The organism is Pseudarthrobacter sp. H2 (assembly GCF_050157045.1).
Classification (GTDB): domain Bacteria; phylum Actinomycetota; class Actinomycetes; order Actinomycetales; family Micrococcaceae; genus Arthrobacter.
Genome location: NZ_CP189594.1, coordinates 400,597 through 415,553 on the forward strand (window position 1 = coordinate 400,597; position 14,957 = coordinate 415,553).

The 14,957-nt window shown below is 67.8% G+C and carries 12 protein-coding genes; 8 read left to right on the top strand and 4 right to left on the bottom strand.

What is annotated here, in order from left to right:
* Positions 1–19: 19 nt before the first annotated feature.
* Positions 20–1,384 carry a 4-aminobutyrate--2-oxoglutarate transaminase gene (gabT, locus tag ACQCSZ_RS01905; protein WP_427006461.1) on the top strand — a complete coding sequence of 455 codons (1,365 nt, stop codon included), beginning with the start codon at positions 20–22 and terminating at the stop codon, positions 1,382–1,384.
* A gap of 138 nt (positions 1,385–1,522) precedes the next feature.
* Here the strand turns inward: gabT and ACQCSZ_RS01910 are convergent, their stop codons facing one another.
* Positions 1,523–2,335 carry an AMIN-like domain-containing (lipo)protein gene (locus ACQCSZ_RS01910; protein ID WP_427006462.1) on the bottom strand — a complete coding sequence of 271 codons (813 nt, stop codon included), beginning with the start codon at positions 2,333–2,335 and terminating at the stop codon, positions 1,523–1,525.
* Between the two features lie 191 nt (positions 2,336–2,526).
* On the opposite strand from ACQCSZ_RS01910, the gene ACQCSZ_RS01915 reads away from it, so the two are divergent.
* Entirely contained in the window at positions 2,527–3,399 is an 873-nt protein-coding gene (locus ACQCSZ_RS01915; protein WP_427006463.1) for a universal stress protein, read from the top strand.
* Here the strand turns inward: ACQCSZ_RS01915 and ACQCSZ_RS01920 are convergent.
* From ACQCSZ_RS01920 to rarD, 3 genes are all read right to left on the bottom strand, one after another.
* A complete protein-coding gene (locus ACQCSZ_RS01920; RefSeq protein ID WP_427006464.1) occupies positions 3,366–4,925 on the bottom strand; it encodes a putative bifunctional diguanylate cyclase/phosphodiesterase in 1,560 nt (519 codons plus the stop codon). The genes ACQCSZ_RS01915 and ACQCSZ_RS01920 overlap by 34 nt on opposite strands.
* A complete protein-coding gene (locus ACQCSZ_RS01925; RefSeq protein ID WP_427006465.1) occupies positions 4,912–5,310 on the bottom strand; it encodes an STAS/SEC14 domain-containing protein in 399 nt (132 codons plus the stop codon). Before ACQCSZ_RS01925 ends, ACQCSZ_RS01920 begins: the two co-directional genes overlap by 14 nt.
* Before the next feature lie 168 nt (positions 5,311–5,478).
* Positions 5,479–6,405, bottom strand: coding sequence for an EamA family transporter RarD (rarD, locus tag ACQCSZ_RS01930; protein ID WP_427008466.1), 927 nt, complete (start codon positions 6,403–6,405; stop codon positions 5,479–5,481).
* A gap of 219 nt (positions 6,406–6,624) precedes the next feature.
* Here rarD and ACQCSZ_RS01935 point away from each other — a divergent pair, with 219 nt between their 5' ends.
* The 6 genes from ACQCSZ_RS01935 (at position 6,625) to ACQCSZ_RS01960 (ending at position 14,800) form a co-directional block, all read left to right on the top strand.
* The gene (locus ACQCSZ_RS01935) at positions 6,625–8,070 is read left to right on the top strand and encodes an FAD-dependent oxidoreductase (RefSeq protein WP_427006466.1); all 1,446 of its coding nucleotides are present in this window, start codon (positions 6,625–6,627) and stop codon (positions 8,068–8,070) included.
* A 353-nt stretch (positions 8,071–8,423) separates the two neighbouring features.
* Complete coding sequence (locus ACQCSZ_RS01940; protein ID WP_427006467.1) at positions 8,424–9,800, top strand: GAF domain-containing protein; 1,377 nt, start codon at positions 8,424–8,426, stop codon at positions 9,798–9,800.
* 97 nt (positions 9,801–9,897) lie between these two features.
* Positions 9,898–11,421 (top strand): acetaldehyde dehydrogenase ExaC, encoded by a 1,524-nt coding sequence (gene exaC, locus ACQCSZ_RS01945; protein WP_427006468.1) that lies wholly within the window; start codon positions 9,898–9,900, stop codon positions 11,419–11,421.
* Between the two features lie 144 nt (positions 11,422–11,565).
* Positions 11,566–12,576, top strand: coding sequence for an alcohol dehydrogenase AdhP (gene adhP, locus ACQCSZ_RS01950; RefSeq protein ID WP_427008467.1), 1,011 nt, complete (start codon positions 11,566–11,568; stop codon positions 12,574–12,576).
* A 16-nt stretch (positions 12,577–12,592) separates the two neighbouring features.
* Positions 12,593–13,000, top strand: a complete 408-nt coding sequence (locus ACQCSZ_RS01955) for a DUF779 domain-containing protein (protein ID WP_427006469.1) — start codon at positions 12,593–12,595, stop codon at positions 12,998–13,000.
* 234 nt (positions 13,001–13,234) lie between these two features.
* Positions 13,235–14,800: an amino acid permease gene (locus tag ACQCSZ_RS01960; RefSeq protein ID WP_427006470.1), complete on the top strand. Its 1,566-nt coding sequence runs from the start codon at positions 13,235–13,237 to the stop codon at positions 14,798–14,800.
* Positions 14,801–14,957 lie beyond the last annotated feature (157 nt).

Genomic DNA, 14,957 nt, shown 5'->3' on the forward strand with positions numbered 1-14,957 from the left:
CGCATAGAAAGGCTTACCCATGACCACCACCGCACACGAGATCACCTACCGCCTTGAGCAGAAACGCCGCGTCCAGGCCGACTTCCCGGGCCCCAAGTCGATTGCGCTGACCGAACGCCGCCGGGCCGTCGTCGCGGCCGGCGTCGCCTCCAGCGTCCCCGTCTTCGTGGCCGACGCCGACGGCGGCATCGTCCAGGACGTCGACGGCAACTCCTTCATCGACCTTGGCTCCGGCATCGCTGTGACGAGCGTCGGCGCGTCCGATCCCGCCGTCGTCGGCGCCGTCAAGGAAGCAGTGGAGCACTTCACCCACACCTGCTTCATGGTCACGCCCTACGAAGGCTATGTCGCCGTCGCCGAGCAGCTGAACCGCCTCACGCCGGGCGACCACGAGAAGCGCACCGTGCTCTTCAACTCCGGCGCCGAGGCCGTGGAGAACGCCGTCAAGGTGGCCCGCCTGGCCACCGGCCGCGACGCCGTCGTCGCCTTTGACCACGCCTACCACGGCCGCACCAACCTGACTATGGCGCTGACCGCCAAGGCCATGCCGTACAAGACCAACTTCGGCCCGTTCGCGCCCGAGGTCTACCGCATGCCGATGAGCTACCCCTACCGCGAGGAAAACCCGCAGATCACCGGTGCCGAGGCCGCCAAGCGCGCCATCACCATGATCGAAAAGCAGATCGGCGGCGACCAGGTGGCCGCGATCATCATCGAACCCATCCAGGGCGAGGGCGGCTTCATCGTCCCGGCCGAGGGCTTCCTTCCCGCCCTCGCGGCCTGGGCCAGGGACAAGGGCATCGTCTTCATCGCCGACGAGGTCCAGTCCGGCTTCTGCCGCACCGGTGAATGGTTCGCCGTGAACCACGAAGGCGTTGTGCCGGACATCATCACCATGGCCAAGGGGATCGCCGGCGGCATGCCGCTGTCCGCCATCACCGGCCGCGCGGAACTGCTCGACGCCGTCCACCCGGGCGGCCTCGGCGGCACCTACGGCGGCAACCCTGTCGCCTGCGCCGCGGCGCTGGCCGCCATCGGCTCGATGGAACAGTACGACCTGAACGCCCGCGCCCGGCACATCGAGGACATCGCCCTCGGGAAGCTGCGCGAACTCGCAACTGAGCTTGGTGAGGGTTCCGCCGTCGGTGACGTCCGCGGCCGCGGCGCCATGCTCGCGATCGAACTGGTCCAGGCCGGCTCCAAGGAACCCAACCCGGAGCTGACCAAGGCCGTCGCCGCCGCCTGCCTCAAGGAGGGTGTCATCATCCTGACCTGCGGCACCTACGGCAACGTCATCCGGCTGCTGCCGCCGCTGGTCATCAGCGACGAGCTGCTGCTGGACGGCCTGGCGGTCCTCGCATCGGCGATCAAGGCCAACGCCTGACATCCCACCGGGGCAGGCGATCCCGGCCCCGGAAAACCGGTGGAACCGTGGCACATCGTTAAGCCGGCAGGGGCCGCGGACCAATCGTCCGCGGCCCCTTCGATTGCCCTTGTAGCCCCGCGGTTTACTTCCAGACCTTTACTTCCAGGCCGTGCTGTCGAGCTGGACCGCGACGACGTACAGGTGCTGGCCCTGCTCGATCTTCTCGACCTCGTACACGCGCACCTTCGTCTGCGGTACGGTGCCCATCGGACGGCCGACGCCGATCCCGTAACTGACATAGCCTTCGAAGTCGCCGGCCTGGGCGTAGCTGGTGATGGCCTTGTAGCCGACCGACTCCGGGGGAGCCGAGACGATTGTGCTGGACGTGCCGTCCGCCGAGTGGGCCTGGGCACTGTGGAAAACCACCCGGAGGATGCTGGCCGTGCCTGGCATGGGGATGGTCTTTCCGCTGCCGTCCTGGATCAGCTCGGGCACGTACTCAATCTCGTAGCTGGGGAAGGCGCCCTTGAACCGGAAACTCATCTGGTCATACGGCGGGTTGTCGGATGGATGCTGGCCTGCGCCGAGCGTGTATAGATACGGCAGGGGCGGTTCCGGCGGCGGCGCGATGGGCGGCGTGACCTGATGCGCGATCTTGTAGGGCGAACCCGGCCCGGGCCAGGACCAGTCGTGGGTGATCGTGGAGGAAATCACCGTGTCGCCCGACTGCGGGGGCGCCGTCTCGTCCGAATCCGCAGGCACCGTGGCAGACGCCGAAGGCGCCGGCGCAGCCGTTGACGTGGCCGAAGCGGAGGCTGGAGCCGTGGTATGGCTGCTCGAACCAGGCTGCGGCGTGGACGGGGTGCAGCCGGTGAGGAGCAGTGCCGTGAGCAACCCCAGTCCCGTAGTCCTTGTCCCGATTGTCCGGCTGGCGTTCCGGCTGGTTTTTCGGCTGGTGATCTCGCTCATGATGAGCTCCCCTCGACGGTCCCAGCCTAGCCCGGGAAGAGTGCCCCGGCTCAGGGCCAAAAGTCACGAACTATTCAAGGCCGCGCTCGGCTAGAGTCTGTGCTACCACTGCAGGAACGCAGACCGGCCGACGTCGCCCGGCACCCCGGAGCATCGCCGGCATCTGCCCCACACCGATAAGGGGTTTTTACATGCGATACGTGGTTGGCTACACCCCCGATGACCGCGGCGCCGACGCCGTCGCACTGGCCTCGGCCCTGGGCCGCGCCCAGGACACCCACCTTGATTTGGTCTACGTGGTGGGCCGGCACACGCCGCACGTTGCTTTGGACCGGGAGGGAGAACCGCTCAGCGCCCTGGAACAGGAACTGCTCGCCGCCGAACGGCAGGGCCTTGCCCTCGTGCCCGAGGGACTGGAGGCGAGGTTCCACGTCCGCCGCGCGGAATCGCACGCTGCGGGACTGATCGACGCGGCGGTGGAATACCGGGCCGGGCTGATCGTGGTCGGCGCCGCCAGCGTCGGCCTGTTCAAGCGCTACACCGTGGGCAGCGCGGCCAACGCCCTGCTGCACGCCGCTCCCGTTCCGGTGGCGCTCGCCCCGCGCGGCTACCGCCGCACCGATCCCATCACCCGGCTGACCCTCGCCGTGGGCGAACGCACCGGCGCGGAGGCCGCCATCGACGTCGCGCTCCAAGCAGCCGAACGCCAGGGCGCGCCGCTGCGGCTCGTCTCCCTCGTGGAACTGGACGCCGCGGGGGACAGCGGCGAAGCGGTCAACGCCGCGCACATCCACGCCAACACCGTGCTCACCGCCGCCGGCCGCCGGCTCCCTGCAGGGCACAAGGTCAGCGCTGAAGTCGCACACGGCCGGACCATCGAGGAAGCGATCGACGACCTCGAATGGGACGACGGGGAGGTCATGATCGTGGGATCCTCCCGCCTGGCGGAGAAGAACAAGCTGTTCATCGGCACCACCGCCCACAAGGTGCTCCGGGCCCTGCCCGTTCCCATGGTGGTGGTTCCGCGTGACTACGAGCAGGTGGACACCGTCCCGGAGGACTGACGCCCCAGGAGCGCCGTCATGTCCTGCACCGGCAGGGGCCGGCTGTAGAAGTAGCCCTGGCCGAATTCACAGCCCATTCGCCGGAGCTTCTCCGCCTGCTCCGGATGCTCGATTCCCTCGGCCACGGCCCGCAGCCCGGCCGAATGGATCAGCTGCAGGATGGCTCCGACAAACTGCTCCTGCCGGCTGTCCTTCGCGAGGTCGTCAATGAGTGACTTGTCGATTTTCGCCTGGCTGGCGGGCAGGTCGCGCAGGTAGCGGATCGAGGAGTAGCCGGTGCCGAAGTCGTCGATTTCGATCGGGACTCCGAGCCCGTGGAGCGAGGCCATGGTGGCGGCGACTTCCGGTCCGCCCCGCATGATCGCCGTTTCGGTCATTTCGATGGCGATCTGGCCCGGTGCCAGCTGATGCTCCACCAGGAGCCCCGCTATGTACGGGGCCAGATCGACGTGGTGCAGATCGGCCGGGGCGAGATTGACGTGGGTGCTGAAGTCCGGCGGGAGCCCCGGCGCGTTGTTCCAGCGGCCGGTCTGGGCAATGGCGTTCCGGAGAACCCAGTGCCCGATTTCCACGGTGAGGCCGCCCTCGTCGGCGGCGCCCAGGAACGCCTCCGGGGCCAGCAGCCCCAGCACCGGATGGCGCCAGCGGATCAGGGCCTCGGCGCCCGCCAGCCCGCCGGTGCGCAGGTCCACGATCGGCTGGTACTGAAGTTCCAGCTGGTCGGAGGCCAGCGCCGTCCGGAGTTCCGCCGCCAGATGGACCCGCTGCTTGGCAGCCTCATGCATCGCGGGGGAAAACACCAGGAGGGTGTCCCTGCCGCGTTTCTTCGCCTCGTGCATCGCAATCGTGGCGTCCCGGAAGAGTTCATCGCCCCGGAGCCCGGGTTCCCCGAACCGCACACCGCCTGCCGCCGTCACCGAAAGGACGATGCCGCCGGCGACGATCCTGTCCTTCAGCGCCGCGCTGAGCCGGGCCGCGAGCTGAAGGACGGCGTCCGGCTCAGGGTCCACAACGAGGACGGCGAACTCGTCGCCGCTGAGCCGGGCGATGACATGATGCGCTCCTGCTGCCGCGCCCGCTGCCGTCTGCAGACGCCGGGCCGCCTCCCGCAGGACGGCGTCGCCGGCCGCCGGGCCCAGGCTGTCGTTGATCAGCCGGAAGGAATCCAGGTCGAGGAGGATGATGGCAGGTTGTGCGCCTCCGTCCGCCGCCGCCGCCACGGCTTCGAACACTTTGTCCCGCAGCAGCGAACGGCTGGCCAGGCCGGTCAGCTCGTCGGTGTCGATGACCCGCCGGAGTTCGGCCCTGGCCGCTTCCAGCAGTGCGGTGCGTTCGGCCACCCGCACTTCCAGGCTTTCATACATGCTGCGGAGCTCTTCGGCGAGCAGGTTGATTCCGGTGGTGACGGCGTCGATGCCGTCCCTGGCCGGAGAAACCTGCAGCCGGTGGGAGAGATCGCCGGAGGAGAGGATGACAATGCCGTCCACGAGTTCCTCAAGGCGGCGGTCATCGTCAGCCCCCGGCATGGCCCTGCACGGCCAGCCAACGGACCGCCTCATCGTTGCTCGTGAAGAACCTGGTGGGCACCGGCGCCGGATTGACGCCGAGGAAGAAGTTGGCGAGGACGCGGTCGACGGCGGAGGCTCCCAGCAGGGCGATGGCCGAGGCATCGCAGGCCTGGGAAAACACGGCGCGTGCGGCCCGGCTCACAGACCCGGTGGCCGCCATGTCGATCAGCAGCGGTGTCGGCCGGCCCTGGCATAGCCCGTTGACCAGGTCCATGGCGAGCTGGGCGTTGGGCCCGTCAATGGCGGCCCATCTGGCCCACTCGAGGCGCAGGACGCCGTCGGCATCGAAGTCCAGGGAAGCGATATCCGGCCCGCCCCCGGGCCTAACGTCCGTATCCGGCACCAGCGTTCCTCAGTTCGGGCTAAGGGTTGAACGGCAGGGTTCAACGATCACGCCCTCATCCTACTCGGGGATTGGGGCAGGCCCTTTCGTGTCGACTCCGTCGCCACGCAGGGACCCGGCTGCCCCACTCTTGTGTCCGGGCGCCCGGACGGTCAGGCACGGGGACGGTCAGGCGCGGGCGGCGGCGCGCGCCCGCTTCCGGGTCACCGAATTCTTCCGGGCAGCCGTGAGCATGTCCACCGTCAGTACCAGGAGCGCCAGCCACACGACGCCGAAGCCAATCCAGCGGTCCGCCGTCATGGCTTCCCGGAACACGGCCAGCGCCACGATGAACTGCAGCACCGGGGCGACGTACTGCAGCAGCCCGATCGTTGTCATCGGAAGCCGGCGCGCGGAAGCGCCGAAGAACAGCAGCGGCACGGCGGTGATGATGCCCGACGCCGCGAGCAGCCAGAAGTGCCCGGGGCCGTTGCTGCCCAGCGTGGCCAGGCCGCTGGCACCGAGGAAGATCATGGTGGCCGCGGCCAGCGGCGCGAGCACTATCGTCTCGACGGACAGGCTCGTGATCGCATCCACCCGCGGGCCCACGCGCTTCTTGACGAAGCCGTACAGGCCGAAGCTCAGCGCGAGGGTCAGGGCGATCCAGGGCAGTTTTCCGTAGGAGACCGTCAGCACGCCCACGGCAATGAAGCCGATGCCGACGGCGGCCCACTGCAGCGGCCTCAGCTTCTCCTTCAGGACAAAGACGCCCAGCAGCACGGAGACCAGCGGGTTGATGAAGTAGCCCAGCGAGGCTTCCACGGCCTGGCCGGTGGTCACCCCGTACGTGTACGTGAGCCAGTTCACGGCGATCAGGCCGGCGGCGAGGGCAAGCGGGCCGATCACGGTGCGGTTCCGGAACGCGGCCCCGAGCACCCGCCAGGACCGGGTGATGGTGATCAGCAGGGCGCAGAACAGCAGCGACCAGACCACCCGGTTGGCCACAATCTCGACGGCGCCGGCCGGCGCGAGCACGAAGAAGTACAGGGGCAGCAGCCCCCACAGGCCGTACGCGCCGATGCCGAACAGGACCCCCGCCGTCGTATCCTTGTCCACCGCCTTGAGGGCAACCGGCCCGGCGGGGCGGCCTCCCGCGGCTGCTGGGGTTCCCGTGGTCAGTGGGGCGGGGGAGATGGATCCATCGGGTTTAGGCACAAGATCAATAACACCATCCCTGATGCCGCTATTCCTGCCCTTTCATTCATCCGGACATTTAGAATGGGAGACTGTGCGCTGCATCAACGGGCGCAGCCGCCAAGACTCAGAAGGGCTCCCGTGTCCAACCCGGCCGAATCCACGTCCAAACGTCCGCTCCGCGTTGCGATCATCGGCGCCGGACCGGCAGGTGTTTACGCCGCGGACATCCTGACCAAGTCAAACGGCGTGAAGGACGGCGACTTCGAGGTCAGCATCGACCTTTTCGAGGCCTACCCGGCCCCCTACGGCCTGATCCGCTACGGCGTCGCCCCTGACCACCCGCGCATCAAGGGGATCGTGAACGCGCTGCACAAGGTCCTGGACCGGGGCGACATCCGCTTCCTCGGCAACGTCACCTACGGCCGGGACCTGACCCTCCACGACTTCCGCGCGTTCTATGACGCCGTGATCTTCTCCACCGGCGCCATCAAGGACGCGGACCTGGACATTCCCGGGATCGGCCTCGAAGGCTCCTTCGGCGGGGCGGACTTCGTCTCCTGGTACGACGGCCACCCCGATGTCCCGCGCGAGTGGCCGCTGGACGCCAAGGAGATCGCCGTGATCGGCAACGGCAACGTGGCCCTGGACGTGGCCCGGATGCTGGTCAAGCATGCGGACGAACTGCTCGTCACGGAAATCCCGGACAACGTCTACCGCGGCCTGAAGGATTCCCCGGTCACGGACGTGCACGTCTTCGGCCGCCGCGGCCCCGCCCAGGTGAAGTTCACGCCGCTGGAACTGCGTGAACTCAGCCATGCCAGGGACGTGGACATCGTGCTGTATCCGGAGGACTTCGATTTCGACGAGGCCTCCGACGAGGCGATCCGCAGCAACAACCAGATCAAGACCATGGTGAACACGCTGACCAACTGGCTGGTGGAGGAGCACGCCGAAGCGGAGCAGCCCTCCTCCCGCCGCCTGCACCTGCATTTCCTGCACAGCCCGGTGGAGATATACGACGACGGCGGGTCCGGCCAGGTGGCCGGCATCAAGTTTGAGCGCATGGAGCTCGACGGGACAGGCAACGTCAAGGGCACCGGCGAGTTTGTGGACTACCCCGTGCAGGCCGTCTACCGCGCCATCGGCTACCACGGCTCACCGCTGGATGAGCTGGAATACGACGCCAGGCGCGGAGTGGTCCCGAACGAGGGCGGCCGCGTGCTGGACGCCGAGGGCAAGCCCGTCCCCGGAATCTACGCCACCGGCTGGATCAAGCGCGGGCCGGTGGGGCTGATCGGCCACACCAAGGGCGATGCCCTGGAAACGATCGGCTTCCTGCTCGAGGACCGGCTGGGCCTGCCGCCGGCCGCGAACCCGGATCCGCAGGCGATCATCAGGCTGCTGGAGGAACGCGGGATCGCGTACACCACGTGGGAAGGCTGGATCAAGCTCGATGCGCACGAGCTTGCCCTCGGCGAGGAATGGTCGGCGCAGGAGGTCGCCAGCGGCATCCTGCGGGAACGCGTCAAGGTGGTTCCCCGCGAGGCCATGATCGAGATCTCCCGCGGCTCGTCCGAGGGCTGACGCACGGGCTTCGCTCCGGGCCGCCGTGCGCCGATGCCTCCGCGGGCCTCCCCAGGCCCCAGGGCTCGTCGCTCCCGGGGAGGACATGCCCAGTCTTCGCGCCCGGGACGGGAGGACATGCCCAGTCCTGCCCGCGGGCACTGGACATAGTGCCAACATGTCCATCCGCCGACCCCGGCGCGGGGCATGTCCGGGGCCGGGGGCATGCGGCGCGCAGCGATGACGTCCTGCCGCCGGGCACCGCCACAACCTGGCGGCGGAGCTCCGCCGCCATTTCCAAACTCCCCGTCCGGAACTAGACTGGGCATACATGGCTGCCTCTGGCACGCCGTCGCCTGCCCGGTGGGAGTTCAATGCGGAACCTGATCCATCCGGCAGCTCCCGGTGGTTACACCGCGGAGCTGCGCCAGCTGTATGCCAGTGCGGCCCATGAGCAGCTGGACACGCCGGGCCTGGTGTTCCCGGAGGCACACAAGCTGCCGGGGCTCAGCAGCCTGATCCAGGAATCGTGGCGCCGCTCGGCGCAGCTGCACGCCAACCCGGACCATCCCGAGGCGCCGCTGGCCATGGACCGCGAGGAACTCGAAGAATACCGGCGGCAGCATCCGCTGGCCGCGATCATGCCGGTCATCCACAAGCTCCTGGTTCTGCCGAGCCACGACAGCGGGATGCTCGTGGCCGTGGGCGATGAGCTGGGCCGGCTGCTCTGGGTGGAGGGCGACGCCGCCCTGCAGCGCCGGGCCGAGGGCATGATGTTCGTGGCGGGGGCCGACTGGTCCGAGGCCACCGTGGGCACCAGTGCGCCGGGCACCGCGCTCGCCCTGGGCCGGGGCATCCAGATCGCCGGCGCGGAACACTACAAGCGCTCGGTCCATCCGTGGAGCTGCACGGCGGTGCCGTTCCACGATCCCGATTCCGGGGCCCTGCTGGGCGTCGTGGACATCACCGGCACGGAGTCCGCGGTGGCCCCGCACACGCTGTCCCTCGTGCAGGCCACCGTGGCCGCGGCGCAGGCGCAGCTGCGGGTGGAGCGGCTGCAGCTGGCCGCCGCCGCGCAAACGTCGCCGGTACGGCGGCGGAGCTCCACGGCCGCTCCGAACTCCGGCCGGGACGGGTCAGCGGCGGGCAGCCTGTACCGGAACAGCCTTCAGCTCCTGGGCCGGGACCAGGCCCTGCTCAGCATCGGCGGCCGCACGGTGGCGCTGTCCGCCCGGCACAGCGAGATCCTGGCGCTGCTCAGCACCCATCCGGAAGGGTTGAATGCCGAGGAACTCTGTTCCCTGCTGTACGCCGGGGATGCCTCGACCATGACGCTGCGGGCCGAGATGGTGCGCCTGCGGAAGATCCTGCAGCAGCTCAACCCGGAGGCCGTCCCGCAGTCCCGCCCGTACCGGCTGCCGTTGGACCTGGTTCCGGACGCCGGCCAGGTCCTGAACTGCCTGCAGCGCGGGGCCCACCGGATTGCCCTGGAAATCTACCGTGGCGCCGTGCTGCCCCGCTCGGAAGCGCCCGGCATCGCGGAGCTCCGCCACCGGGTCTCCTCCCTGCTGCGCGAAGCCCTGCTGACGGACGGCAGCGCCGAGGCGCTGCTGAAGTACGCGGAGCTGCCCGAGGCGAGGGACGACGTCGGGGTCCGGACTGCAGCGCTGAAGCTGCTGCCGCCCCGCTCGCCCAAGCGGGCCGCCGTCGTCGCCGATCTGGAACGGCTCGAAACGGAACTCAGCGCCTGACAGGGTGCGTGAGCTGAATCACACGGTTGCAACCTGACTGCAACCTCCCGGCTCCTACGCTGAAGGCATAGCAAATGCCATAGCAAAGGAGCTAGCAATGACTGTTTACGCACAGCCCGGTACCGAGGGTTCGAAGGTCACGTTCAAGGACCGCTACGAGAACTGGATCGGCGGCGAATGGGTCGCCCCCGTCAAGGGCCAGTACTTCGAAAACATCACCCCGGTCACGGGCAAGGCCTTCTGCGAGGTCGCCCGCGGCACCGCCGAGGACATTGAGCTGGCGCTGGATGCCGCCCACAAGATCGCACCGTCCTGGGGCAAGACCTCCGTCGCGGAGCGCGCCGCCATCCTGAACAAGATCGCGGACCGGATCGACGAGAACCTCGAGATGCTGGCCGTCGCCGAATCGTGGGACAACGGCAAGCCCATCCGCGAAACCCTCAACGCCGACATCCCGCTCGCCGCCGACCACTTCCGCTACTTCGCCTCCGCGGTCCGCGCCCAGGAGGGCCGGCTGTCCCAGCTCGACGACGACACCACCGCCTACCACTACCACGAGCCGCTCGGCGTCGTGGGCCAGATCATCCCCTGGAACTTCCCCATCCTGATGGCCGTCTGGAAGCTCGCCCCGGCCCTGGCCGCCGGCAACGCCGTGGTCCTCAAGCCTGCCGAGCAGACGCCGTCCTCCATCCTGGTCCTGATGGAACTCATCGGCGACCTGCTCCCGGCCGGCGTGCTCAACGTGGTCAACGGCTTCGGCGTCGAGGCCGGCAAGCCGCTGGCTTCCAGCCCGCGGATCCGCAAGATTGCCTTCACAGGCGAGACCTCCACCGGCCGGCTGATCAGCCAGTACGCCAGCCAGAACCTGATCCCGGTCACGCTGGAGCTCGGCGGCAAGAGCCCGAACATCTTCTTCAACGATGTTGCCGAGTCCGACGACGCGTTCTATGACAAGGCACAGGAAGGCTTCGCGCTCTTCGCCTTCAACTCGGGCGAAGTCTGCACCTGCCCGTCCCGTGCCCTGGTCCAGGAAGGCATCTACGATTCCTTCATGGCCGACGCCGTGGCCCGGGTGGAGAAGATCATCCAGGGCAATCCCCTGGACACCAACACGCAGCTCGGCGCCCAGGCCTCCAACGACCAGCTCGAGAAGATCCTCTCCTACATCGACATCGGCAAGCAGGAAGGCGCGAAGGTGCTCACCGGCGGGGCCCGTGCCCAGCTGGAGGGCGACCTGGCCGGCGGCTACTACGTCCAGCCCACCGTCTTCGAAGGCCACAACAAGATGCGGATCTTCCAGGAGGAAATCTTCGGACCCGTCGTCTCCGTTGCCCGGTTCAGTGACTACGACGACGCCATGGAAATCGCCAACGACACCCTCTACGGCCTCGGCGCCGGCGTCTGGTCCCGCAACGGCAACGTCGCCTACCGTGCCGGCCGCGAGATCCAGGCCGGCCGCGTGTGGGTCAACAACTACCACGCCTACCCGGCAGGGGCCGCGTTCGGCGGCTACAAGTCCTCCGGCATCGGGCGTGAAAACCACTCCATGATGCTGGACCACTACCAGCAGACCAAGAACCTCCTGGTCAGCTACAACGAGAACAAGCTCGGCTTCTTCTAAGCCGTTCTGAACCGGGCGGGGACGGATTAGCACTGATGCGTCCCCGCCCGCACCCTGGGCACCCCTCCGGAAGGCAGTACGAACGCTTACACCGTACGAATCACACCAACGCATGACTACGCAAGGATTTCGACAATGACGACGATGCAAGCAGCTGTAGTAACCGAATTCGGCAAGGATCTCCAGATCCAGACGCTCCCCGTTCCCGTCCCGGGCCGCGGCGAGGCACTGGTCAAGGTACTGACCACCGGCGTCTGCCACACCGACCTCCACGCGGCGGAGGGCGACTGGCCGGTCAAGCCGACACCGCCGTTCATCCCCGGCCACGAAGGCGTGGGCGAAGTGGTTGCGCTGGGAGAAGGCGTCACGGACCTTGCTGTCGGCGACCTCGTGGGCAATGCCTGGCTCTGGTCCGCCTGCGGCGACTGCCAGTACTGCCGGACCGGCTGGGAAACGTTGTGCGAGGCGCAGCAAAACGCCGGCTACAGCGTTGACGGCTCCTTCGGCGAATACATGCTCGTGGACACCCGCTTCGCGGCCCGCATCCCTGCCGGCTCGGACCCCGTGGAGATCGCCCCGGTGCTTTGCGCCGGCGTCACGGTCTACAAGGGCCTGAAGATGACCGAGGCCAGGCCCGGCCAGTGGGTCACGATTTCCGGCATCGGCGGGCTCGGGCACATTGCCGTGCAGTACGCGGTTGCCATGGGCCTGCGCGTCGCCGCTGTGGACATCGCCGACGACAAACTCGCCCTGGCGAAGAAGCACGGTGCGGAGCTGACCGTCAACGCCCTGCATGAGGACCCCGTGGAAGTCATCCAGCGCGAAACCGGCGGCTGCCACGGTGTGCTGGTCACGGCCGTGCACCCCTCGGCGTTCGGGCAGGCGATCGGCATGGCCCGCCGCGGCGGAACCATCGTGTTCAACGGGCTCCCGCCGGGTGACTTCCCGGCGCCGATCTTCGAGATCGTGCTCAAGGGCCTGACGGTCCGCGGCTCGATCGTGGGAACCCGGCAGGACCTTGAGGAAGCCCTCGAGTTCTACGCGGAGGGCAAGATCCACCCCACCGTGTCCACCCGGGAACTCTCCGAGGTCAACGCCGTTCTTGACGAGATGAAGCACGCCAAGATCGACGGCCGCGTCGTCATCAAGTACTGAAGACGGAGGCGTTCTGATGACGGCGGTGAGGCTTGATGCGGCAGTGACGCTGCCCGGGGAGGATATCTCCCGGGTGGCGCTCACCGCCGAGTCCGTGGAACTGCTCAGGAAGCTGTGGGTCCAGCACGGACCCCTGATGTTCCACCAGTCGGGCGGCTGCTGTGACGGCTCCTCGCCCATGTGTTATCCGGCGGGAGAGTTCATCACCGCCGATGCGGACGTTCTCCTGGGGCTGTTCGACATCACTGATGGCGTGCAACCCCAGCCCCTCGAGTTCTGGATGTCCAGGGAGCAGTTCAACTACTGGAGCCACACCCACCTGACCGTCGACGTCGTCCCGGGCCGGGGGAGCGGCTTCTCGGTGGAAGCGCCGGAGGGGAAGAGGTTCCTGATCCGGTCCACGCTGATGGACTGGCCGGTCTGACTGGCCGGCCTGACTGGCCGGTCTGACCCGCAGCGCTGACCAGCCCAATCCAACAGCGCGAACGGACACTTGAGGCCCTCCGCGGTGCGGGGATGGGGCCTCAAGTGTCCGTTCGCGCCGGGACGGAGGCCCGGGCGCTGTCTCAACATGTGGGATTAAAATGGCCGTCCACTGGATGGACCCTAAGATAAATAGGTCTGTTTCCAACACGCTACGGAGATTGTTGACTTTCCTATGAATCTTTTCCGGACCAAATCAATCGAGCAGTCCATGGCCGACGCCGATGAACCCGGACGCAAACTGAAGCGCTCGCTGAGCTCCTGGGACCTGATGATCATGGGGGTCGCCGTCGCGGTCGGTGCCGGGATCTTCTCGGTCGGCGCCAAGGCTGCCGCGAACTTCTCCGGCCCGGCCGTGACCCTCTCCTTCGCCATCGCAGCGGTCACCTGCGCGCTCGCCATCATGTGCTACGCCGAATTCGCCACCGCCATCCCGGTGGCCGGCTCCGCCTACGTCTTCACCTACGCCACGATGGGCGAGGTGCTGGCATGGATCATCGGCTGGAACCTCATCCTTGAGCTGTTCACGGCCGCGGCGGTCATCGCCAAGTACTGGGGGATCTACCTCAGCAAGGTCTTCGCACTGATGGGCGTGGACATCCCGCCGTCCATCTCGATCGGCGGCGTCGACCTCTTCTGGGGCGCCTTCCTGATTGTGGCCGTGTTCACCCTGCTGCTCGTGATGGGGACAAAGCTGTCCGCCCGCGTCGGCAACGTGTTCACGCTGATCAAGATCGCCGTCGTCCTGTTTGTGATCGTCGTGGGCTTCACGTACGTGAAGTTCGAGAACTACACCCCGTTCGTGCCGGCGTCCGAGCCCACCGCATCCGCCGGCGCCGCGGACGTGCTCAAGCAGTCGTTCTTCGGCTTCCTGACGGGCGCCGCCCCGGCGCAGTACGGCACCCTGGGCATCTTCGCCGGCGCGGCCCTGGTGTTCTTCGCCTTCATCGGCTTCGACGTCGTGGCCACCTCGGCCGAAGAGGTCAAGAACCCGCAGAAAACGCTGCCGCGCGGCATCTTCGGCGGCCTCGCCGTGGTCACCGTCCTGTACATCCTGGTGTCGCTGGCGCTGACCGGCATGGTGTCGTACACGCAGCTGGCCGAGGCCAAGAACCCCACCCTCACCACGGCCTTCGAGGCCGTGGGCAACACCGACGCCGCCAAGATCATCGCCTTCGGCTCCCTCGTGGGCCTCACCACCGTGATCATGGTGCTGCTCATGGGCCTGTCCCGCGTGGTCCTGGCCATGAGCCGCGACGGCCTGCTGCCGCGCTCGCTGTCCAGGACCAGCGCCACGCGTTCGACGCCGGTCCGGCTGCAGGTGATCTGCGGCGCCGGCGTCGCCGTCGTCGCCGGGCTGACCAACGTGGACCTGCTGGAGGAAATGATCAACATCGGCACGCTGTCCGCCTTCGTGACGGTCAGCCTGGGCATCCTGGTGCTGCGGAAGAAGCGCCCGGACCTCAAGCCGGCGTTCCGCGTGCCGTTCGGCAAGGTGCTCCCCATTGTTTCGGCGGTGCTCTGCCTCTACCTCATGACGAACCTCGCCGTGGAGACCTGGATCTTCTTTGCCGGCTGGCTCGTGATCGGCATCGTCATCTACTTCGCCTACGGCCAGCGCCACTCCCGGCTGAACGAGAAGTTCGCCGAGGCGCGGGCCAGCGTGAACGGCAGTGCTGACAACGACGCTACGGTTCCGGCCGGCGACGCCAAGTCCGAGGACGTGCTCACCCGCGCCTGACCGGTTCCGGCCCCTGAATGGGCATGCCCTCCCTTATCCGGAGGGCATGTCCATTTTTTGTGCCCGGGACTGGGCAGAAGGGGAATACGTCCAGGCCCGGGGCTGGGCGGAGGGCATGTCCGGTGGTGCAGAGGCATCCGAGGAACCGTGAATCCCA